Annotated in this window: 17 protein-coding genes and 2 pseudogenes; 8 read left to right on the plus strand and 11 right to left on the minus strand. The window is 61.5% G+C overall.

Going from position 1 to position 20,951, the window contains the following annotated elements:
• Position 1: 1 nt before the first annotated feature.
• Genes EJ069_RS31815 through EJ069_RS31845 form a run of 7 tightly spaced genes read right to left on the minus strand, consistent with a single transcriptional unit; the run spans position 2 to position 7,560 of the window.
• Positions 2 to 607 (minus strand): cytochrome c oxidase subunit 3, encoded by a 606-nt coding sequence (locus EJ069_RS31815; protein WP_126064495.1) that lies wholly within the window; start codon positions 605 to 607, stop codon positions 2 to 4.
• A complete protein-coding gene (gene ctaD, locus EJ069_RS31820) occupies positions 604 to 2,580 on the minus strand; it encodes a cytochrome c oxidase subunit I (RefSeq protein WP_126064496.1) in 1,977 nt (658 codons plus the stop codon). Before ctaD ends, EJ069_RS31815 begins: the two co-directional genes overlap by 4 nt.
• Positions 2,577 to 3,590 (minus strand): cytochrome c oxidase subunit II, encoded by a 1,014-nt coding sequence (gene coxB, locus EJ069_RS31825; RefSeq protein WP_189476075.1) that lies wholly within the window; start codon positions 3,588 to 3,590, stop codon positions 2,577 to 2,579. Before coxB ends, ctaD begins: the two co-directional genes overlap by 4 nt.
• On the minus strand, positions 3,587 to 4,120 hold the full coding sequence (locus tag EJ069_RS31830; protein ID WP_126064497.1) for a c-type cytochrome: 534 nt from the start codon (positions 4,118 to 4,120) through the stop codon (positions 3,587 to 3,589). Before EJ069_RS31830 ends, coxB begins: the two co-directional genes overlap by 4 nt.
• Entirely contained in the window at positions 4,117 to 4,920 is an 804-nt protein-coding gene (locus EJ069_RS31835; protein WP_189341546.1) for a substrate-binding domain-containing protein, read from the minus strand. Before EJ069_RS31835 ends, EJ069_RS31830 begins: the two co-directional genes overlap by 4 nt.
• 46 nt (positions 4,921 to 4,966) lie before the next feature.
• Positions 4,967 to 6,841 carry a methanol/ethanol family PQQ-dependent dehydrogenase gene (locus EJ069_RS31840; protein ID WP_126064499.1) on the minus strand — a complete coding sequence of 625 codons (1,875 nt, stop codon included), beginning with the start codon at positions 6,839 to 6,841 and terminating at the stop codon, positions 4,967 to 4,969.
• Entirely contained in the window at positions 6,838 to 7,560 is a 723-nt protein-coding gene (locus EJ069_RS31845) for a heme-binding protein (protein ID WP_126064500.1), read from the minus strand. The genes EJ069_RS31840 and EJ069_RS31845 overlap by 4 nt, the downstream gene beginning before the upstream one ends.
• A 398-nt stretch (positions 7,561 to 7,958) precedes the next feature.
• On the opposite strand from EJ069_RS31845, the gene EJ069_RS31850 reads away from it, so the two are divergent.
• Positions 7,959 to 9,011 carry a hypothetical protein gene (locus EJ069_RS31850; protein ID WP_126064501.1) on the plus strand — a complete coding sequence of 351 codons (1,053 nt, stop codon included), beginning with the start codon at positions 7,959 to 7,961 and terminating at the stop codon, positions 9,009 to 9,011.
• Between the two features lie 7 nt (positions 9,012 to 9,018).
• On the opposite strand, the gene EJ069_RS31855 is transcribed toward EJ069_RS31850, so the two are convergent.
• Positions 9,019 to 9,321: a helix-turn-helix transcriptional regulator gene (locus tag EJ069_RS31855; RefSeq protein WP_348639352.1), complete on the minus strand. Its 303-nt coding sequence runs from the start codon at positions 9,319 to 9,321 to the stop codon at positions 9,019 to 9,021.
• A 762-nt stretch (positions 9,322 to 10,083) separates the two neighbouring features.
• Between EJ069_RS31855 and EJ069_RS31860 the strand changes: the two genes are divergently transcribed.
• Together EJ069_RS31860 and EJ069_RS31865 are read left to right on the plus strand one after the other, a co-directional pair.
• A complete protein-coding gene (locus EJ069_RS31860) occupies positions 10,084 to 11,250 on the plus strand; it encodes a winged helix-turn-helix domain-containing protein (RefSeq protein ID WP_126064502.1) in 1,167 nt (388 codons plus the stop codon).
• Between the two features lie 43 nt (positions 11,251 to 11,293).
• Positions 11,294 to 12,706, plus strand: a complete 1,413-nt coding sequence (locus EJ069_RS31865; RefSeq protein ID WP_126064503.1) for a tetratricopeptide repeat protein — start codon at positions 11,294 to 11,296, stop codon at positions 12,704 to 12,706.
• Here EJ069_RS31865 and EJ069_RS31870 read toward each other — a convergent pair.
• Entirely contained in the window at positions 12,635 to 13,291 is a 657-nt protein-coding gene (locus tag EJ069_RS31870) for an NAD(P)-binding domain-containing protein (RefSeq protein WP_126064504.1), read from the minus strand. The genes EJ069_RS31865 and EJ069_RS31870 overlap by 72 nt on opposite strands.
• A 207-nt stretch (positions 13,292 to 13,498) precedes the next feature.
• Here EJ069_RS31870 and EJ069_RS31875 point away from each other — a divergent pair, with 207 nt between their 5' ends.
• From EJ069_RS31875 to EJ069_RS33600, 4 genes and pseudogenes are all read left to right on the plus strand, one after another.
• Positions 13,499 to 14,317, plus strand: coding sequence for a DJ-1/PfpI family protein (locus EJ069_RS31875; RefSeq protein WP_245456379.1), 819 nt, complete (start codon positions 13,499 to 13,501; stop codon positions 14,315 to 14,317).
• Between the two features lie 55 nt (positions 14,318 to 14,372).
• Positions 14,373 to 14,669: a putative quinol monooxygenase gene (locus EJ069_RS31880; protein WP_126064505.1), complete on the plus strand. Its 297-nt coding sequence runs from the start codon at positions 14,373 to 14,375 to the stop codon at positions 14,667 to 14,669.
• 20 nt (positions 14,670 to 14,689) lie between these two features.
• Positions 14,690 to 15,448, plus strand: coding sequence for an alpha/beta hydrolase (locus EJ069_RS31885; RefSeq protein ID WP_042639129.1), 759 nt, complete (start codon positions 14,690 to 14,692; stop codon positions 15,446 to 15,448).
• Between the two features lie 522 nt (positions 15,449 to 15,970).
• Positions 15,971 to 16,402 (plus strand): annotated as a pseudogene (locus EJ069_RS33600) (MBL fold metallo-hydrolase); the annotation flags it as partial.
• A 56-nt stretch (positions 16,403 to 16,458) separates the two neighbouring features.
• On the opposite strand, the pseudogene EJ069_RS33605 reads toward EJ069_RS33600, so the two are convergent.
• Positions 16,459 to 17,478: pseudogene (locus tag EJ069_RS33605) on the minus strand (M81 family metallopeptidase); the annotation flags it as partial.
• A 93-nt stretch (positions 17,479 to 17,571) separates the two neighbouring features.
• The gene (locus EJ069_RS31900) at positions 17,572 to 18,906 is read right to left on the minus strand and encodes an acetyl-CoA carboxylase biotin carboxylase subunit family protein (RefSeq protein WP_126064508.1); all 1,335 of its coding nucleotides are present in this window, start codon (positions 18,904 to 18,906) and stop codon (positions 17,572 to 17,574) included.
• A gap of 491 nt (positions 18,907 to 19,397) precedes the next feature.
• On the opposite strand from EJ069_RS31900, the gene EJ069_RS31905 reads away from it, so the two are divergent.
• Entirely contained in the window at positions 19,398 to 20,936 is a 1,539-nt protein-coding gene (locus EJ069_RS31905) for an IS3 family transposase (RefSeq protein ID WP_126064509.1), read from the plus strand.
• Positions 20,937 to 20,951 lie beyond the last annotated feature (15 nt).

Genomic DNA, 20,951 nt, shown 5'->3' on the forward strand with positions numbered 1-20,951 from the left:
CTCAGCCTAACCTCGGTAGCCAGTAGATGAGCAGGTAGATCGGGATCCAGGTGAGGACCACGAAGTCCCAGTAGAAGACATTGTCGCCGACATCGCCGAAGCGCCGGCCGCTATAGCCATGGTGCGTGAACATCAACACCGTCAGGACAATCGTGTCGCCGACATCGGTGATCAGATGCGTGGTATGGAGACCGAGAAGCACCCAGAGCATCGAGCCGTAGGCATTCGTGTCCCAGTAGATATTCAGGGCGGGAAACTCAAACCAGCGCACGACAAGAGGCGCGAGGCCGAGCAGCGACATGACCACCATTCCGATCCGCACGGGCCGCATGGCGCATCGCTTGGCATAGCCGTTGAGGATGTGGTTGGGCACCAGGCTGGCGATGAGAAGCAGCGTCACGATGGTTCCCGGCCAATGGTTGGGCTGCGGAGCGCTCAGGCGCCAGTTGGGCCACAAGGTAACGAGGTAGAGGTAAGCGCCGGCGGCCAGCGCGAAGCCCATACCTTCCAGCGCCATGAAGCCAAGCGTGCCCCACCAGGTCGGGCTGCGCGGGCCATGGCCAAAGGTCGGGAGGCCGGTAAGATCGAGGGCGGGACGCTGGTTCATTCCTCGTCCTCCGGATCGTCCTTCGGCCAGAACCAGCCGACCAGAGTGACGGCGATCGGCGCGGCGCCCCAGATGATCGCCCAGGGCGTGAAGATCGAGTACAGGAAGGTGGCGCCGACGGCGATGGCCGCCAACAGCGGCCAGATCGACGGCGTCGCCGATTTTTCGCGGATGTCGGGATGGGCTTCCGCCACGGTGGAGACGAGCAATTCGCGAACGTCGACCCGAAGCCCGGTCGCGACAGGAAGCGCCCCGCGTTCGGCCCAGAGCGGCTCGACATTCGTCACGACCGGAATGCGCGCGAAATTATAGCTGGGGGGTGGCGAGGACGTCGCCCATTCAAGCGTGCCGGCATCCCAGGGATTGTCGCCCGCGGGCGTTCCGCGCAACGCGCCATGCACGAGGTTGAAGGCAAACAGCACGAAGCTCAGGAAGAAGAGCACCGCGCCGGCGCTGATGAAGAGATTGATGTTCCCCCAGCCGAGCTCGGCCGGATAGGTGTAGACCCTGCGCGGCATGCCCCACAGGCCGACGATGTGCATAGGGAAGAATGCCGCGTTGAAGCCGATCATCGCCAGCCAGAAATGCCAGCGTCCGAGGCGCTCGCTCATCATGCGGCCGGTGATTTTGGGGAACCAGAAATAGGCGGCCGCGAGCAGCGGGAAGACCGAACCCCCGATCAGCACGTAGTGGAAATGGGCGACGACGAAATAGGTGTCGTGCACCTGCAGGTCGAGCGGCACCGAGGCGAGCATGACGCCGGTAAGGCCGCCGATGACGAAGGTGAAGAAGAAGCCGAAGACGAACAGCAGCGGTGCGCGGATCACCGGCCTGCCGTCCCAGAGAGTGGCCAACCAGCAGAAGATCTGAACGCCGTTGGGGATGGCGATCAACATGCTGGACGCGGTGAAGAAGCTCGCGCCGAGCTTCGGCAGCCCGGTTGCGAACATGTGGTGGACCCAGAGCCCGAACGACAGGAAGCCGACCGCGATCAGCGACAGGACCAGCCCGAGATGACCGAAGGCTGGGCGCCGGGCGAAAGCGGGAATGATAGCCGAGACCATGCCGGTCGCAGGCAGGAAGATGATGTAGACTTCAGGATGACCGAAGAACCAGAAGAGATGCTGGAACAGCAGCGCGTCGCCGCCTTCAGCAGGGTTGAAGATATGCGTGCCGACGAGGCGGTCGAGGATCAGGAAGGTCGAGGTGATCATCACCGCCGGCATGGCGAAGACGACGAGGAAGGACGTAACGAGAAGCGCCCAGACATAGAGTGGGATCTTGTCGAGTGACATGCCGGGTGCGCGCTGTTTCAGCACGGTCACGATGGTCGCGACGGCGACGGCCAGCGAGGATACCTCGGTATAGGTGATCATCTGCGCCCAGACGTCGGCGCGCTTGCCTGGACCGTATTCCGGCCCGGACAGCGGCACATAAGCGAACCAGCCGACATCCGGCGCCATCGCGAGGGCGAAGGACACCCAGGCGAAGAGGCCACCCGAAAGATAAACCCAATAGCTAAAGGCGTTGAGGCGCGGGAAGGCGATGTTGCGGGTGCCGACCATCAACGGCACCAGGTAGATGCCGGTCGCCTGCACAATGGGCACGGCGAATAGGAACATCATGGTGACGCCGTGCATCGTGAACAGCTGGTTGTAGAGGTCCGGGCCGATCAGGCCACGCTGCGGGCCCGAGAGCTGGATGCGCATGGCCACGGCGTTGAGTCCGCCCAGGCACAGGAAAAGGAAGGCGGTGATCAGGTAGCGGCGTGCGATGACCTTGTGATCGACGCTCGACAGCGCGCCGATGGTTCCGGGAGGCGTCCGCCACGTCCGCGACAACCAGCGATGCAAGCTGGCGTCGTCCATGCCGGTGTCGCGCGGCCCGTCACGCTCTGGTGCTATATCGCCCCTGACGGACGTTTCCCGCTCCGGCGGCAGATCGCGTTCGCTGGTGAGATCCGCGCTGCTCATTTCAGCCCCTCGAGATAGGCAACGATGGCGTTGAGTTCGTCGCCGCTCAGATCGACCACCGGCATGTGCGAGCCGGGCTTCACGCCTTGCGGGTCAGCGATCCAGGCGGCGAGGTTGCCTCGGCTCATCGTCAATGTACCGGCCGCGAGCGTTTGCCGGCTGGCGAGATGAGTGAGATCGGGCGCGACCGTTCCGCCCGCCGGCGTGCCGCCGATCTTGTGACACATCACGCAGGGGCGTTTCAGGAAGAGGTTCTCGCCGGCCTTGGCCTCGTCGCCTGTTGGAGCGGCGGCCGGCTCCAACTGGTCATTCCACCAGGCATCGAACTTCGCGCGCGGCTCGGCGATGATGAAGGTGCCCATACTCGCGTGCTGCGCGCCGCAGAACTCAGCGCATTGGCCTCGGTAGACGCCGGGCTTGTCGGCCTTGATATCGAGCACATTCATTCGGCCGGGAATGAGGTCTAGCTTGCCGGAAAGGCTTGGCACCCAGAAGGAGTGGATGACATCGGTCGAGGTGAGAAGAAGCCGCACGGGTTCGCCGGCGGGAATATGGATCTCGTTGGCCGTGGTCAGGATGCGGCTCGGCGTGGCGTCTTCGTAGCGCACCTCCCACCACCATTGATGACCGGTGACGCGAATGGTCAGCGCGGCGTCCGAGCCGATCGCGGCAAGGGTTCTGTTGGCGAAGAAGCTGAGCAAGGTCAGCCCGACCAGGATCACGGCGGTCAGCCCGACGGCGATCATCACCACGCGCAGCTTGCGGCTGTCGGCGCCGGCGTCCAGCGCAAGCGGCTCGGCATGTTGCCGCGAGCGCATCAGCAACGGCACGGCAAGGGCGGCCATCACCAGCACCCACACCACCGCGCACAGGCCGGTGAAGAACCAGATCAGCCATGCGAGCTCGCTCGCCGCCGGACCTTTCGGGTCGAGCGCCGATTGCCAGCCTGCGCATCCCTGAAGAAACAGGGCGATTGCCGTGGCGAACGCAATCGAGGCGAGCCGTTTCACGGCGACTTCCCCAGCGTGGCGGCATCCGGCATGCGGTTTTCGGACGGATGCGCCATCATGTCGTCATTGCGCGACGGCGCGGCGGAGGAGGGTGCGTTGCCGCTAAGCGAGCGAACGAAGGCCGCAAGCTCCCAGATCTGGTCGTCGGGGATCTTGTCGCGGAAGCTCGGCATGCCGTTCGGGCGACCGTCGCGGATCGTGGCATGAATGCTTTCCATCGAGCTGCCATAGATCCACTTTTCGTCCATGAGCGCGGGGCCCATGCCGCCGCCGCCATTGGCATGGCATCCCGAACAGTTGAACCAGCCGAACAGGCGCTTGCCTTCGCTCAGATGAAAGGCATTGGCCTCGAAGCTCGCCGCCTTGTTGTCCGTGGGGGAGGGGCGCTGCCCGCCGGGTTCCAGCGTTGTCACCGGCGTCGGCTGCTCGCCGGAGCCGAGCGCCGATTGCGGGCGTGTGTCCCGTTCCTCGCGCTGGCAGGCAGCAAGGGCCAGCGACGCGAACAGGAGCAGCGCGGCAACCGGTCTCATCGCACAGGGCTCCCGGAGGCATCGAGGCGAGGCACAGCATATTGGCCCAGCAGGGCGTCTATTTCGGCCTTGTGCCTGGCGAGAGCGCTGTTCACATCACCACGCAGCGCATCGTCGTCACGCCGAACGCCCATGGAGATATCGTAAATCATGGGCAGTTGCGGTCCGTCTATGCGCGGCGCAACGGGCGTGACGCGTAGCGGCACCCTCTGTTTCTGGGCGAAATAGCCGGCAAGCGGACCCCACACGACGGCGACGTCGATCTCGCCGCTCGCCACCGCGTCGATGATGCGCGCGGGCGGATTGGGAGCGGAGTAATCGCCATAGACGGGGTAGCCGATGAGGTGCCCGACGATGCCGCGGCGCCCAAGCGCCTGGACAGGAGGCGAGTTGGCGCCGTCGTCGCCGATGAGTTGAACGCCGATGCGCAAGTCGCGCAGCCGCGGGTCGTTGAAGGAGGTCACGTCCGGGCTGTCCTGGCGTGTCACGAAGACATAGGACGACCGATAATAGGGCGTGGTGGTGCGCAGCATTTCGAGATTGGCAGGCGTGCCGGGCACGAGGTCGCACAGTCCCGCCTTCAGCGTGTTGCGCACGAAGCCGCGGCGCTGCGCCCACCAGGTGTAGGTCAGCTTCGCCCCGAGATCGTCAGCAATGATCTGCGCGATCCTGTTTTCGAAGCCCTGGCCGGCCGCGTTGGAAAAGGGCAGGTTGTTCGGGTCGGCGCAGACCCTGAGCTCACGAGGGCCGGCGGTCGCCGGCGAGATCAGCAAGGCGAGCGCGGCGATGCCGGGCGCCATGCGCGTGAGCAGCTTCTGGGCCACGCCGTGGATCAAGCCGAATGCATCAGGGCAGACGGAACACATAAAGCGTGCCTCCCGCCGTGGTCGCGTTCTTCAGGTCCTTCATCGCATTGACGAAACCGAGCGCGGCGGTGGCGTCGCGCGGGTCGAGGTCGCCCGAAACGATGGCGCCGGCCCAGCCGCCGACGCCGGACAAAACGGCGACATATTGGTGGCCGTCAGGGCCGCGATAGGTGATGGGTTGGCCGATGATGCCGGACGAGGTCTTGAACTGCCAAAGCAGGTCGCCGGTCTTGGCGCTCACCGCCTTGAACCAGCCTTCCATCGTCCCATAGAAAACCACGTCGCCGGCGGTCACGACCGCACCGCTCCACACCGGGAAATTCTCCTTGAGGCTCCAGGCTGGTTTCTCGGCGGCGATATCCCAGGCCGTGAAGGCGCCGCGATTGCCGCCCGGCCCGGGGATCATGCGGACGTTCATTCCGACATAGGGCGTGCCGGCGATGTAGTTCACCTCGACGCCCTCTTCGTCCATGCACAGATTGTTGTGCGGGATGTAGAGCAGACCAGTCCTCGGCGAAAAGGCCGAAGGCTGCCAGTCCTTGAGGCCCGACGCGGTCGGACAGATGTCGCGGACGACCTTGCCGGTACCCGTCAGTTTGTCCGGGTTTTCCATCAATCTGCCGGTCTTGAGGTCCACGCCTTTGCTGGAGTTGACGGGGCCATAAGGTTTTGCAGACAGGACCTCGCCGGTGGCGCGATCAAGGACGTAGAGATAGCCGTTGCGTTCCGGGCGGACCAGCACCTTGCGCGGCTTGCCCTGCCAGTTCATGTCCAGCAGGACCTGTTCGTTGATGCCGTCATAATCGTGGAGATCGTGCGGGCTCCATTGATAGAACCATTTCGCCGCTCCGGTGTCGGGGTCGCGCGCGAAGATTCCCGACGTCCATTTGTTGTCGCCAGGCCGCAGGTCGGGATTCCACGGGCCGGGATTGCCGGTGCCGTGAAAGATCAGGTTGAGGTCGGGATCGTAGGAAATCCAGCCCCACATGTTGCCGCCGCCGATCTTCCAGGCTTCCGGCGGCCATGTCGTGACGCCGAGGTCCTTGCCCTTGTCCATGTCGTAATGCGGCTTGAAGTCCGGGCCGATCAGCACCTCCTTGTCGGGCCCGGTATTGTAAGCCGTCCACACGACATGACCGTCGCCGGCGTCGAGCGCCTTGACCCAGCCGCGCACGCCCATCTCGCCACCGGAATTGCCGACCAGCACTTTGCCTTTCACCACGAGCGGCGCCATGGTGAGGGTCTCGCCGATATTGATGTTGCCGATATGAGCGTTCCAGATTGGCTGGCCGCTGGTTGCATCGAGTGCGATGGTATGGCCGTCCAGCGTGTTGAAGAAGATGCGCCCGTCCGCGAAGGCCGCGCCGCGGTTGACGACGTCGCAGCACGCGACCCCTTGCGCGGCCGGTTCGGGGTTGGGCTCGTATTTCCATTTCATCGGCGCGCCGGGCTTGGAGAGGTCGAGCGCGTAGACGACGTTGGGAAACGGCGTGACGATATACATCGTGTTGCCGACGACCAGCGGCGCTGCCTCCTGGCCCTTGTTCACCCCCGTCGAGAAGGTGAAGGCGACCTGCAGGTTCTTGACGTTGCCTTCGTTGATTTCCGCGAGGTCGCTAAAACGGGTCGAGGCGTAGTTTTTGGCCGGCATCGTCCATTGCCCGTCATCGGGCGGCGCGGCCGCGGCAGGCGGAGAGATCGCAGATGCTGGCGGGACCTGTGAAGCGGCCATCAGCAACGTAGCGCAAGCCAGCAGCAGGGTCGCAAGGATGCTTGGAGAATATCTTCGGAGTGCCGACGGGTAGCCGGCCAGCGAGGCGTGGTCCCTGGATCGTGCTGGGTGCGCTTGCTTCATTTGGGCGTCGAACCTCCGACGCCGGAACCGATTTCGGCCGCAATGTCGGCCTCATGGCCGGCACAAAGCGGATGCCCCCAGCCGGAGGCGCTTTTTCCGCCGGGATCGAGATCATAGATGATGGCGTCCTTGCGATTGGGATTGACGCCCGCCGGGACCTTGTCGAAACCGAGGGCTGCGCGCACGCGCCAGGCGATATTGTGATCGGCGCAGGAGGAATCGCCGCTGACACCGAGGCCACCGACAATGGCCTTGCCGTCGTACAGAGCCAGGCCCCCGCCGAACACGACGACGCCTCCGATCGGTTTGCCGACCAGCGGGTCACTGGCGCTGCCAAACGTCTTGGGGTCGCCTGTGTAAGCCGCTGCCTCATTGACGGGGTTGGTCGCCTGCAGGCCGAACAGCGGCCCGCCGGGCTGCACCCCGGCGTACAGGTTGGCTGTCGAAAGCGCCATGTTCGTCAGGCTGAGCCCATTGGCCGTGTTGGCTTTCTCGGCCGCGATTAGCCGGCTGCCCGGCCACTGCGCATCAACCGTGGGTCCACTGAAGGCAACCGCGCAGACGGTGCCGTCGCGAGCTACGATCGCTGCCCATTCATTGGTCTCGAAGCCGCCATTCGCGGGGCCGCCGCTCGCCTTGACGTTGGCCTTCAAGGCCGAGAGCAGCTTGTCGTGGTCGGCCGGGCAGGGCGCCTGGGCCCGAGCAGTGCCTTGCTGCATCGAGCTAAACGCCAGGACAAGCAGGCCCAGAGCTAGTGACAGGAACCGACGATGAGCCATGACCCGAAAACGTTTGTTGATGTTACCGAACTGACAATCGGCTGCTTTGTTCCTCGAACATCGCGAAGGGCTGCACTGGCGAGGTTGGCTGGCCGAGGCTGCCGGATCGGAAGAGGAATCGGACGGAGCCGAATCCGCAGCAGATCGCTTCGTCCCATCACGGCTGTTTGATACGCACGCCCGTTTATAACTGTCGCCGGTTTGCGATCTTGCCGGCTCCGGGGCTGAGGTGACCGATCGGCGGCTCGGAGAGCTTTACCCTTCCGGCTTCCCTGCGAGTCCGACGCAGCGGGAGGCCAGGGTTTCTGAACACAAGTCCGGTCTGGGCGTTACAGGAGATGTTCGTCGATATCCTGCAATTCGTCGTCGGAGCCCTTGTGGTCTGGTTCACGCTTCGCGATGTCTTTGACACCGTCGTTGTGCCGGGCGAGAGCCGGGCGTCCCTGCGTCTCGCAAGCCGGATGGTTTTCGCCGGCTTGTTCGGACTACGGCATACGCGCAGACGCGGTGCCGCCATCCCGGCGGCGTTCGCGCCTTTCGTGCTGGTAGCGTCCTTCACCGGCTGGATGCTGCTTCTCATTTTCGGCTTCGGGCTGATGGTGGCTGCTCTGAGCGGTTGGTACCGGCCCGCGGTGCCGACCTTCTCCCAGTCGGTGTTCGTTGCCGGAAGCAGCCTGGTGACGGTTGGCCTGAGCGAGACCGACGCGACCGGTCCTGCCCGTTGGGTCAACATCGCGGCGGGATTCTGCGGCCTGTCGGTCATGACGATGGCCGTCACCTACCTGCTTCAGGTGCAGACCAGCATCGGCAGGCGTGACTCCGGCATCCTCAAGATCACCACAGCGTCAGGCGATCCGCCGTCCGCGGTGGCGCTGCTGGAGCGCTATGCTTCACTCGGTTGCAAGGACGAGCTGGAACAGGTGCTCGTAAAGGGCAGGGATTGGTGCGCAGAGGTGCTGCAGAGCCATGCATCGCACCCATTCCTGATCTATTTCCGGTCTTTGGAGACTGGTGCGGGGTGGCCTGCCACTCTCGCGGCGTTGTTGGACCTTGCTGCCGTCATCGAGGCGATCGATGAGCCCAAACTGCGCGGCAAGGCTGTCCTGCTGCGTGAGGAAGGCACCCACCTTGCAGACGAGCTGAGCAAGTTGCTTCGGCTCGACATCGGCCGCCCGACAACCGATAGAGAGGTGCTGCAGCAGGTCCTGGAACGTGCGGCAAGGGCAGGCCACGGAACCCCAAAACCGCATGGCTTGGAGCGACTGGCATCGCTCAGAAAACGCTATGCCCCAACTGTCGAAGCCTTGTCGCGTCACCTGGGCAGTCCAACGGCGCCGCTTCTACCAAACGACCGCGGCTTGTCACGCGAAGAGCTGGCGCAGCTTCCTTGACCTGTGGTCACATTTCGCTGTTGCCGATTATCCCGGCTTCGCCCCCGGCGAGATTGGTGGCGTGCGGAGCTTTCGAAGTGTGCAATCGCACGACAGGCTTGCCGGAGCTGTCCTGTCCAAAGAACGCGACGCCGGCGGCCTGCAATACCTGGCGCATGGCAAGCAGTTTTTCCGCCGAGGGCACCCGACCCCCGCGCTCGAATTCGCGAATGCTCGCTTCGCTCAAGTCGCATTTTGCCCCAAGCCGCACCCGCGGCCAGTTCAACAAGGTTCGGGCGGCTATTACCTGCTCTGGTGTTAGAGGAGCCACCAGACATCTCCACTGCTTTTTGATCGTGTCTCGAACTGAAAGTTCAAGAACATGTTCCCTTGCCCCCAAAAATCGCAGGCGAAATGCCCCCCCGGACCGCTGCCCCTTGGAACAATGATGATCACCTTTCGTTCGGTGGCGATGAAACAGCTTCTTTCAGACTTCGCGGCAATGGCGCAGCCGGGTTATTGGATTGCCCTCGGACTTCTTGTCATCCCTTACGGAGTGGGCGTGTTTTTCCTTGTGAGGGTTTGCCACTGTATGTGAGCGCGTGCGTGGCGCGATCATGAGCCCGGGCCTCGACGTTGTTCGGCGGGTTTTCTTCTTGCAACTCGGAACAAGCTGCAGTTTGCCATGTTGAGAAGGTCTGCGACTGTCCCCCTCAAGCGGTCGCAGAATGGTGGAAACACCGGCCCGCGTCCTCGCCGAGGGGGCGCGGGTTCCCCTTTTTCAGGGCACGCCGGAACCAACCAGCACGGTTGGCGCTCCCTCTCGCTCGAAACCGGGGGAACGAGTGCACGCTTAGATTTCGGTTTTTATAGCCTCGCGATATCCGCCAGATCGGCGGCGATCGCTTCGGCGCCAGTGGCAAATGCGAACGGCACACCGCGTGACCTAGCAAATGCACAATCGAACATCGACCCGGACGATGCTCGCGTCGAGTTGAGCAAGGGACATAGGGCCCCCTTCTCAGGATGTCGTTGCTGATCGAGTGGCTTGCGTACGACGCCTAAACGCGCTCATTTGAAAGTGTTGCTAGCAATGAACAGTCGCGGTTGTACCTTGCGGCACGACTGTCGAAGCGCGAGGCTCAGTCGCTTGGGCACTGATTCAGATCGCAGGACGCTGTCATTTGGCCCCTTTAACTTGCTTCCTGCGCGGGAGCTGCTGGTACGCGGGGATCAACCTGTGCGGATCGGTAGCCGCGCCTTGGGGATCCTTGTCGCGATGGCCGAACGTGCTGGCGAAGTCGTCAGCAAGAGGGAGCTGTTCGATATCGTTTGGCCCAACACGGCTGTCGAGGAGAGTAGTCTCAGGGTCCATGTCGCTGCCCTGCGTAAAGCGCTTGGCGACGGCGAAGGCGATAACCGGTACATCGCCACCATTCCCGGCCGTGGCTATCGCTTCGTCGCGCCAGTTGCAACAACCGGAGAACCGGTGCCTCGCCAAATAGACGCCGCCGCACGACCGCGAAGCGACGGGAAAGTGGTCGCCGGAATTCGCATCTTCGGCCGTGACGACTTCGTGGCCTCGCTGAACGCCCTTCTGTGCGAACGGCGCCTTGTCAGCGTGGTCGGTCCGGGAGGAATGGGGAAGACGTCCGTCGCACTGGCTGTCACGGAATCTGTCGCGACGCGTTACTCCGATGGGGCATATATTGTCGAACTCGCGCGCTTGGTTGACCCACGACTCGTCCCTACTGCGCTCGCCACGGCATTGGGCAAGCCGGTCCGCTCCAAAGACGCGACCCCCGAGCTTCTCGAGTTCCTCCAGAACAAACACATGCTGATCGTGCTCGATAATTGTGAGCATCTTATCGACGCGGCGGCTGAACTGGCAGAACGGATCACCCAAAACACGTCACAAGTCAGCGTCCTGGCCACGAGCCGCGAGCCCCTTCGCGCTCTCGGCGAGACCGTGGCACGATTGCCGTCGCTTGAGTTCCCGACCCGGCTGGAAGGCCTCACGACGGCCGAGGCGCTCAGCTTTCCGGCCACGCAACTCTTTGTCGATCGTGCGAAGGCGACGCGAAGCGATTTCGAACTCGACGATTCGACGGTGCCATTTGCCGCCGACATATGTCGTCGCCTCGACGGAATACAGGTTGCTAGAATCGACTCGAAGCTACGCTCGCGAGAAGCTGACCGAGGCAGGCGAAAGCTCCGCCTCGGCGCGTCGCCACGCATCCTACTACGCCGCGCTTCTTGATCGGGCGCATTCCGAGTTTTTCAGCAAGCCGCTAGCCGAGTGGATGGCCGAGTACAGCAGCTGCATCGACAACGTCCACGTTGCCATTGATTGGGCTCTATCGCCTGATGGCGACGGTGATGTCGGCGTGGCGCTCACTGCCAACGCCGTTCCGCTGTGGACTCGTCTGACCCTCCTCGAGGAATGCCGAACTCGCGTCGAACGCGCTCTCTCAGTCTTGAGTCCCGATGTCGCTCGCGGAGGCAAGCGCGAGATGCAGCTCTTCGCAGCATTTGCGGCGGCCTCGACCCTGACCAAGGGGCCGGGACCGGAGTCGGAACTGGCCTGGTCAGCGACGCTCCAAATCGCTGAGCGGATCGGCGACATCGACTATCAGCTCCGTGCACTATGGGGCATCTGGATTGGCCATCACACCGGCGAGAGCCAGGCTAGGGCCCTCGAGGCGGCGCGCAAGTTCAGGGACGTCGCGGCGCTGTCGTCGGATGTTGCCGATCCCGTCGTGGGCGATCGGATCATTGGAACGGTCCTCTGGGCTCAGGGAGAACTGCAGGCCGCTCGCAGCACGATGGAACAGGTCCTTCGCTCATATATGGCTCCGTCCGATCGTTCGCACCTGATCCGCTTCCAATTCGATCAACGGGTCACGGCCTATTCGGCATTGTCTCTGACGCTTTGGCTTCAGGGTTTTCCCGAGCAGGCAATGAAAATAGTCGAGACCAGTGCGCAACTGGCACAAAACCTTGCCCACGATCCTTCGATATTTCATGCGACCGCATTGTCGGGTTGCCGGGTCGCGCTCCTGGCGGGCGACAGGCCTTCCGCCGATAGGCTGCTGGCCTTGCTGCAGGGCGCGGTTGCGCGGCAAGTCAGCTACGGCGTCTGGATTCGAGCCTACCGGGGCGAGATCATGATCCGCGACGGCGATCCTGAAGCTGGTTCCCGTTTATTGGAGGTGGCTCTCACCGAGCTCCCGAAAGCGGCCTTTCACGCTCACTACGCGTCGCTTCGGGCCGCCCTGGCGCAGGGTCTCGCCGCGGCGGGCCGGGCTGATGATGCGGCGACAGTGATCGAGCATGCACTCGCACTCGCCGAACGCTCGGGGGACGTTTGGTATTTTCCGGAGTTGCTGCGCGTCAAAGGCGAGTTTTTGGCCGCACGACGGGCACCCGATGCGGCCGAGGAGACTTTTCTACTTTCCCTGGACTGGGCCCGACGGCAAGGGGCGCTTGCCTGGGAGCTCCGCACGGGCATCAGCCTGGCGCGTCTTTTGGCGGAACAGGGCAGGATCGCTGTGGCGCACGCGTTCCTGTCTGAGTTGCGGGCAAGATTCACGGAGGGATTTGAGACGGCCGATCTCGTCGAAGCCGCACAGCTTCTCACGCGGCTAGAAGACAGTCGACGGGCCGATACTGATGAGATTGAGACCGACAAGAGCACCCGAGGGAAACTGCTGTAACCTGCCGCCTTCGGAGAGTCGGCCGAGATCGATGCCGGCCAGGCCCAGATGCGCGATCATCCTGCCGATCACCGCCTTGGCACGCGCATGGTCGCCAGAAAAGAAGATGACACGCCGCCCAGTCGCAGCCTCCGGGGGCATCAGCAGCAACTGAGGCGGCAGCGTGTTGAAGGCCTTTACCAGTCGTGCGCCGGGGACGAGGTGGGATACAATCTCGCTGGAGTTCCTCGCCAGGAAATCGGGGAGTGCGGCGGTAGGCATGTCGGGGTTCGTTGCATCGATCACGATCCTGCCGTCCCAATCGGGCACTTCCAGTAGCGCCACGGCAAGCTGGGACCATGGTACGGCGAGCACGACGATTTCCTCTTGCGCCGCCTCGGTCACGCTAGCGGCGACGGCCAGGTCCCCGAGTTCCCTTGCAAAATCCTGAAGGGTTGACCTTCCTCGTCTGTTGCTGACAACCGCCACCATGCCGGCCCCCACTGCGAGGCGCGCGATGGCTGAGCCGAGCCGCCCACAGCCAATGATACCGATCCTGGCATACTCGACATCGGGAAGACTGCTCTGAGATGGTTGGAGGGGCATGGGCTGGTTGGCTCGCGGACTCGCTCCAGGATGATGCACGGCGCTCCGTTAAGCGAATGAATCGATGTGAACGTCGAAGCAACTAGCGCAGCAACTTTTCACATCGATTCACTCGCCGGCTTAGCCCGCCCAACCTATCGTCCACTTACCGACCTGAAACGGTGCCCTCCACCGAGCGCTGGAGGCCAAGTCCACCTACGACACGCAATGGAGGACAATGTGAGCAAAGGAAAAGTGCTTATTCTCGGGTCCAATGCGACCAGGATCGAGATCAAGGGCGGCCGGTGGGGCGCTACAGGACAGTACCTCAATGAGACGGTCGTTCCAGCAATGGCCGTCATCGATGCCGGCTATGAGGTCGTGCTCGCGACGCCGAATGGCGAAAAACCGGTAATCGACAAGGCTTCTGATGCGCCGGCGCATTTCGGCGGCGACAAGGCGGCGTACGATCGCGCCAAGGCCTTCTACGCCGACCATCCATCGATGACGCCGCGAACGCTGCGGTCGGTAATCGAAGAAGGGCTGGACAACTATGCCGGTGTGTTCGCTCCGGGTGGGCAGGCCCCGGTCGTCGACCTCATGCAGGATCAGGACGTCGGCGATGTGCTCCGCCATTTTCATGAGAAGGCGAAGCCCACGGCCCTGCTTTGCCACGGACCCATATCAGCGGTCGCCGCGATGCCCTACGCACGCGAGTTTCGCGCGGCTTTGATTGCCGGAGATCCGGACAAGGCGGCAGAGTGGGCCAAAGGCTGGCAGTATGCGGGCTACAAGATGACGATATTCTCTTCGACCGAAGAGAAGGTGATCGAGGACAACATCTTGCACGCGAAAATCTATTTCCACATGCCTTACGCGCTGACGCTTGCAGGTGCCAATGTGACCACAACTCCGGTCGATTTCGATCCCTATGTGGTCGAGGATCGCGAACTGATCACGGGCCAGAACCCGCGTTCGGATCATCCGATCGGTGCAGCGCTGATCGCTGCGCTCGACCGCCAGTGCGAAGGCAAGCGCGCCGCCTGAGGTCCTGCGGGTCGGCCTCGGCGCCGACCCAACCTCTCGGAGAAAGAACTGGATCATGTCGACCGGCGTCAAGATCGTGGGAATCCTTACCGCTCGGCCAGGCAAGGCCGCGGAGCTCCAGCGGCTCCTATGCGCCACACGAGTATCCAGCCGGACGGAGCCCGGCAATATGAGATGGGACGTCTGGCGCGACCGTGCCAATCCGGACCGCTTCATACTTGACGAGCTCTACTCGGACGACACCGCGCTTAACGCCCATCGCGAGACGCCGCACTTCAAGAACTATGCAAAGAAGATCGACGATCTGGCCGAACGAACGCCGATCGTTCTCGATCCGGTCGACGTCACATGAAACGCTAGGAGAACAGGACAATGAAACGTGCAATTACAGGATTACTCGCAGCCATGATCACAACCGCTTCCCCGCTTGCAGCCTCCGCTGCCGAAAAGGCCGTCTCAATCGTGCTCGTTCACGGTGCCTTCGTCGATGCCTCCGGGTGGCAGGCCGTCCATGACATCCTGTCCGCGAAAGGTTACGAGGTCTTGGCGGTGCAGAACCCGACTGTCACCCTTAAAGGTGACGTTGAAGCGACCCGCCAGGTTATCGCCAGGGCCAAGAAGCCGGTGGTGCTTGTGGGTCATTCCTATGGCGGCGCGGTCATTACAGAGGCTGGCGATCTGCCCAAGGTGCAGAGCCTGGTCTACCTCGCCGCCTACGCACCCCAGGCCGGAGAATCCGTGTTCGACATCGCGACGGCGCCCACGCCCGGCGAGGACAAGGCGCCGCTGCTCCCGCCAAGTAACAACTTCCTGCTCTGCGACTCGGAGAAGTTCCCGACTTCCTTCGCTGCCGATGTCGATCCCAAGACGGCTCGCTTCATGGCGGATGCGCAGGTGCCCTGGGGTCTGGAAGCCGTGCAGACAAAGATCACCGCCCCCGCCTGGAAGGACAAGCCGACCTATTTCATGGTGACGACCAAAGATCACATGATCCCACCCAGCCAGCAGCGCGCCAATGCGGCACGCGCGAAAGCAAAAGTGATGGAAATCGACTCCAGCCACGCGGTGATGCTCTCGCATCCTCAGGAGGTCGCCGACTTCATCGCTGGCGTGGCCGCCCAGACGAATTAATGCCGGTTGTAACCCATACAGGCCCAACGGGAGACAGCGAGACCGCCCAGCGGCAGTCTCTCTTCATCGAACGGCGGAAGGGCCGTCAACTATGCTGAACTGCCGACGCGGCCTTCCCGGATGGCTGGCGTCGGCCCCGTTGAATGCTTGAGCGGCTGAACACGCGACGGCGGTTGTTTCGAGCAGTGCCACAAGCGGACGGACAGCAGCAGGCCCCAAAGAGKACATGGCTGAACGCGATACCGTCGCGGCGGTTGCCAACATACATTGGAGGTCATTGTGAGACGAACAATCAGGGGATTTCTCGCCGCCATGATCCTTGCCTCCCCGTCGCTTCCTTCGCCGCCGACAAACCTGTCTCGATCGTTCTAGTACATGGCGCCTTCGTGGACGGCTCCGGCTGGCAGGAAGTGTTCAACATCCTGCTCGCTGCCCTGAAGAAGCTTGCGTAAAGCCGTGGGTGTCAGCACGGACAAATGTCAGTCGTGCTTGCGCTATTGTCTTCCAAGCGGAGTGGAAATGATGTCTCAGACCAATCTGATATCGCGAAGGAGTTTCTGCCTCTGTTGCGCAGCCGCTTCTGCTTCAGCGGCTACCGGCGGATGGCTCAGTCCCAGGGAAGCGTACGCCGAGGCTCGCGGTGTTGTCAGTCTTGTCAGGGATAGCGCTGCCGTATCGCCGATCGTCGTGCATCAACTGCGCGGCAGTATTAGCGTGCTGGAGGGTTCGGGCGGGAACATCGCCGTCCTCACGGGGCCGGAGGGCAATCTTCTGGTTGACGCTGGCATCGGAGTGTCACGGACACACGTGACCGAAGCCTTGGATAAGCTCTCGGCCGATCCCGTAACACACTTGATTAACACGCATTGGCATTTCGACCATGCCGACGGCAACGCGTGGCTTGGCGCGCTCGGGGCAAAGATCACGGCCCATGAAAACACGCGCAAATACCTAACCTTGCCGCCTAGATGCATCTTGATTTTTGCACCGACTCCGGCGGCATGTGCCTGGGCGACGGTATCCGGATCATTGACCGTCATCGCGCCCTGGAGCTTCACAGGATGGTTCAGTGCGGCCTTCAGGATCAAGGTGCTGTCCCCCGGCGCGCCGGCCAGCGTCCGGTCACCAAGATCGGCAAGCGCCTTGGTAATGCCGCTCTTGTCCTTCGCAGTTGCATCCAGGGCCTCTGCGATCGTCACGGTTTCATCCTTGAAGCACTCGCGCAGATCCCAGAACTCCTGGGCATAATCCTCGACGATCGCCTTGGCTTGCGCATATGGCCCGTTGCTCAGTATCACAGCGGCCTGACCCATGTCCGTTAGATCCGCAAAGCGATAGGCGTTGTAGATGCTAAGGTCCACCACTAGCGCTTCCGACTTCTCGAGCGCACGGGCGCGTGCGTGCATTTCCTTCAGTGGGCTGAGATGAGTTTCGAGCCTGCCGGGGGCAATCATCCGGGTTTTCGCGAAGGTATAGACCGGGCGCAGACGACCTTCCAGGACATCGAAAACCAACTGGACGACTTTCTTGCCATTGTCGTAGTAATCGTCATGGGGATTGTTCTTGCAGGCGATGCAGATGTCGGCTGCCTTCAACATCTGCGGCGTGATATTGGCATGAAGGTCGAGACCAACTCCGATGACTGCGTTTCCGCCGATGGCGCCGCGAATGTAGGAGAGGAAATCACCTTCCGCATCTTCGAACTCAGTCGTGGACATCGACCCATGCAGGTCGAGGACAATCGCATCGGGCGCGAGGTTCTTGAGCTCCTCGCCCCAGAACTGGCGTTGCTCAACGTAGAAACCATGATCGATGGCGCCGCTCGGGGCGACCATCGAATCTGAAACGGGAAGGATTTCAATATCAGCGCGTTCAATCAAGGCGTCGACAATCCCGCCGAGCGTGGTGCCATTTCCCTTGGCCGCCTCGATCACAGCCTCGCCGCGAACGACCGTGATATCTGCCGCCGCTGTCGCAAGCGCATATCCGTGCGATTCATGAAACAGGCGTCCAACTGCTATGCGCTTCATAATCTTATATTTCCTCCTGAATGTCAGGCTTTGATCGCCAGCGACTTCGCGGCTACTTTACTGGATCAGCGTGCGACGGCGTATTGCTGCGTTTTATACTGCGGTTTCAAGTTCACGGGGCGGACGGCTGGCGGGTAGTGGCCCGCAAGAGGCTGCGCCGGGGACAAGTGCTGGAGTTCTTAAGGGGGCCGCAGGTTGTTCCTGTTCGCCAAGGGTCGGGAATGGTGTGATCGACCAATCGATTAAGTCGACGGCACGCTGAAGTATCGCCTCAGTCCGATCATGGGTGGGTGAAGCAGCGATGACATATCCGATCCAGTCTCGAAGATCGCCTTTCCTGACGATTGGCGTCTTGGGTTCAACATAGAATTTGACCTCGACTATACCGGGTATGGCAGCCGCTCGACTGTCGCCGCTGATCCAATCGAGGGTGCCATCGCGATCAGGAACGAGGAACCGCGCGGCCGCAGTCTGCGAATGCCTTCTGTGCAAATCCCATTCTTCCCCAATGGCAAGCTTGATGTGCTCGGTGACGAGATCGACACCGTAAGCCAGATGAACCAGTTGAGGATCGGGCGCGCCGGCAAGGCGCGGATTGACTTCAATGACGACTGGCCCACGCGTCGTCCACCGGAATTCAATACCCGCTGGCCCCCAGCCAAGGTCGAGAGCTCGCAAACAGCTCAGGGAAACATCGGCGATACGCTGATGCTCGTCATCAGTCAGCCCGGCCGGAAAGGTGAATTCACGAAAGACGAAATGCGGTGGGGAGCCGAAATCGGCGGCGGAAATGCCAATGATCTCATTTCCCATTATCTCGGCACAATAGTAGGGGCCTTGTGCGAATTCTTCCACGAGTATTCTCGGCGAAGACCGCCATATATGCTTCCCGCCCAACAGATAGGTCGTATGTTCAACCAACTCGTTGACGTTGCGGCACAATCGGACTCCCCTACTGCCGCTGCCCACGGCTGGCTTGACAATCACCGGCAGGCCGATCTCCGCGGCAAAACTTTCCACCTCCGTCGCATCCGCTGCCAAGCGATAGGCAGGTATTGGAACGCCGGCCTCTGCGAGTAGGTGACGTTGCTTGAATTTGTCGCAGCATTGTTCGATGGATGTGGGTTTCGGTCCCGGCAGATCGAAATGGCGGCAGAGCTTGCCAACTGTCGCATAGAATGAGTCCCCGACGGACGTAATGCCAGCAATGTCATAGGTTGCATGCAGCCGGGAGCATTCGCGGATCAGCGCATCGAGATCCGCTGTATCGACACGGATTGCCTCAATTCCTTCGGCCCCAAGATAGTCGTACTGATCTGGATCAGCCGATAGGACAATTGGATGAAGACCAAGTTGCTTGGCCGCCTGGACGTATAGCGGACCATTATACCTTGAACCTTCAAGCAGGATGAGCGCTCTTCTTGCCATTGGCCGTTGACTCCGACGTTACGTGCTTTGTGGCAGTCCTTCGTACATCGGCAGAAGCTTTTTCAGCCGTGCCCGATCTCAGACCTTGTAGTGAACGTATCATTGTGAGCGATTTGCGGTCGCAAAGATTCAGTAAATTTACTTCAAGGATTTGTTGCAACAGTTTGGTCGCCGGCCCTTGTCCGGCTTTTGCGATCTGCTGCTGGTGCCGTCGCTTAGTCGTTTCGATTGAGATAATCTTTGAGCTTCGTTGCTAGGACGCTCACATGAGGCGGAGCGACCATCGTGTAATGGTCACCTGGCACCTCATGGATTTCCAGGCGCGTCCGCGCGAATTGCTTCCACCCAAGATCGCCATCAGGTTCATTAGTGGATGTGCGCAGCCCCTTCTTGGCTGCAAAAAGAACGGACTGTTGATTGTCACTGAGAACTGACCCGGCGACACAGGATAGGGGGTGCGGACGAAAACTTGGACCACCAGGAGGTAGTTCATGTATTCCTACGCAGACAGAATCCGAGCGGTCGAGTTATATGTAAAGCTTGGCAGGCGGGTTAAGGCGACTATTCGTCAGCTGGGTTATCCCACCAAAAATGCTTTGAAGGCGTGGTGCCGTGAGTTCGAGCAGCATCGCGACTTGCGTGTAGGCTGTGCCGCAAAAGCTCCGAAGTATTCTGAGGCTCAGAAGCAGGCGGCTGTTGAGCATTACCTCTGTCACGATCGCTGCATCGCTTCGACGATGAGGGCATTGGGTTATCCCGGTCGTGGAACCTTAACCGCATGGGTTCGAGAGGCGTTTCCGGAGACCAGAACGTCCATAGTCGGTCGATCTTGGCGGCCGGCGTATCCCGAGGCGTTGAAGCAGGTCGGCGTCATTGGGCTTTGCAGTGGAGAGGAAAGTGCCCAGGACGTAGCTGACCGGCTGGGCGTATGCAGACCGACGTTGTACAACTGGAAGAACCAGTTACTCGGTCATGAGGCTTCCTCATCCATGAAACGCCGCAACGCCTCTCCGCCGGCGCCGGACCGCGAGGAACTCGAGCGACAGCTTGAAGCCCTCCAACGCGATGTCCGCCAATTGCAGCTCGAGCATGATCTCTTGAAGAAGGCCAATGAACTCTTAAAAAAAGGCCTGGGCGTCGATCTGCCACTCCTGAGTAACCGGGAGAAAACGAGGCTGGTTGACGCCCTCAAGGATCTCTATCGACTGCCAGAACTGCTTTCCCAGTTGGGGCTGGCACGAAGCTCATACTTCTACCATCGCGCCCGTGTGAGCTTGGCGGACAAATATGTCGCTATTCGTCGAAGCATCACCGAAATCTTCGAAACCAACCATCGCTGCTATGGCTATCGCAGACTGCAGGCGTCGCTGGCTAGGGAGCGCGTGACGATCTCGGAAAAGGTTGTGCAGCGGCTGATGAAACAGGAAAGTTTGGTCGTCTCTAGGCCCAAGCGCCGGCGCTTCGGTTCGTATCTGGGAGAGATCAGTCCGGCGCCTGAGAACCTGATCAATCGTGACTTCCAGGCCGAGGTGCCGAACCAGAAGTGGCTCACTGACATCACCGAGTTCCAGATCCCGGCGGGTAAGGTGTACCTCTCGCCCATTATCGACTGCTTCGACGGCATGGTCATAAGCTGGTCCATTGGAACGCAGCCAGATGCGGGGCTGGTCAATACCATGTTGGAAGCCGCTATCGAAACCGTGGTCGACGTGGATGCACGGCCCATCGTTCATTCCGATCGCGGAGCCCATTATCGCTGGCCGGGCTGGCTCACCAGGATAGGCGATGCGAAGCTGGTTCGCTCAATGTCCCGCAAGGGCTGTTCGCAAGATAATGCTGCCTGCGAGGGCTTCTTCGGCCGGCTGAAAACCGAACTCTTTTACCCACGAGACTGGAAGGCGACCACGATCGAGCAGTTCGTCAACGAGGTCGATGCCTACATCCAATGGTACAACGAAAAGCGCATCAAATTGTCACTCGGCGCCCTCAGTCCCATCGAATATCGGAAAAGCCTTGGACTTAGCGCATAACCAGTCCAACTTTTT

Source organism: Mesorhizobium sp. M2A.F.Ca.ET.043.05.1.1, assembly GCF_003952445.1.
In the GTDB taxonomy this organism is placed as follows: domain Bacteria; phylum Pseudomonadota; class Alphaproteobacteria; order Rhizobiales; family Rhizobiaceae; genus Mesorhizobium.

Bases quoted from the DNA above. Each gene is read 5' to 3' on its own strand.
- EJ069_RS31815 (WP_126064495.1), bottom strand. From the start codon at position 607: ATGAACCAGCGTCCCGCCCTCGATCTTACCGGCCTCCCGACCTTTGGC.
- ctaD (WP_126064496.1), bottom strand. From the start codon at position 2,580: ATGAGCAGCGCGGATCTCACCAGCGAACGCGATCTGCCGCCGGAGCGG.
- EJ069_RS31830 (WP_126064497.1), bottom strand. From the start codon at position 4,120: ATGAGACCGGTTGCCGCGCTGCTCCTGTTCGCGTCGCTGGCCCTTGCT.
- EJ069_RS31835 (WP_189341546.1), bottom strand. From the start codon at position 4,920: ATGGCGCCCGGCATCGCCGCGCTCGCCTTGCTGATCTCGCCGGCGACC.
- EJ069_RS31840 (WP_126064499.1), bottom strand. From the start codon at position 6,841: ATGAAGCAAGCGCACCCAGCACGATCCAGGGACCACGCCTCGCTGGCC.
- EJ069_RS31845 (WP_126064500.1), bottom strand. From the start codon at position 7,560: ATGCAGCAAGGCACTGCTCGGGCCCAGGCGCCCTGCCCGGCCGACCAC.
- EJ069_RS31850 (WP_126064501.1), top strand. From the start codon at position 7,959: ATGTTCGTCGATATCCTGCAATTCGTCGTCGGAGCCCTTGTGGTCTGG.
- EJ069_RS31860 (WP_126064502.1), top strand. From the start codon at position 10,084: ATGAACAGTCGCGGTTGTACCTTGCGGCACGACTGTCGAAGCGCGAGG.
- EJ069_RS31865 (WP_126064503.1), top strand. From the start codon at position 11,294: ATGGCCGAGTACAGCAGCTGCATCGACAACGTCCACGTTGCCATTGAT.
- EJ069_RS31870 (WP_126064504.1), bottom strand. From the start codon at position 13,291: ATGCCCCTCCAACCATCTCAGAGCAGTCTTCCCGATGTCGAGTATGCC.
- EJ069_RS31875 (WP_245456379.1), top strand. From the start codon at position 13,499: ATGGAGGACAATGTGAGCAAAGGAAAAGTGCTTATTCTCGGGTCCAAT.
- EJ069_RS31880 (WP_126064505.1), top strand. From the start codon at position 14,373: ATGTCGACCGGCGTCAAGATCGTGGGAATCCTTACCGCTCGGCCAGGC.
- EJ069_RS31885 (WP_042639129.1), top strand. From the start codon at position 14,690: ATGAAACGTGCAATTACAGGATTACTCGCAGCCATGATCACAACCGCT.
- EJ069_RS31900 (WP_126064508.1), bottom strand. From the start codon at position 18,906: ATGGCAAGAAGAGCGCTCATCCTGCTTGAAGGTTCAAGGTATAATGGT.
- EJ069_RS31905 (WP_126064509.1), top strand. From the start codon at position 19,398: ATGTATTCCTACGCAGACAGAATCCGAGCGGTCGAGTTATATGTAAAG.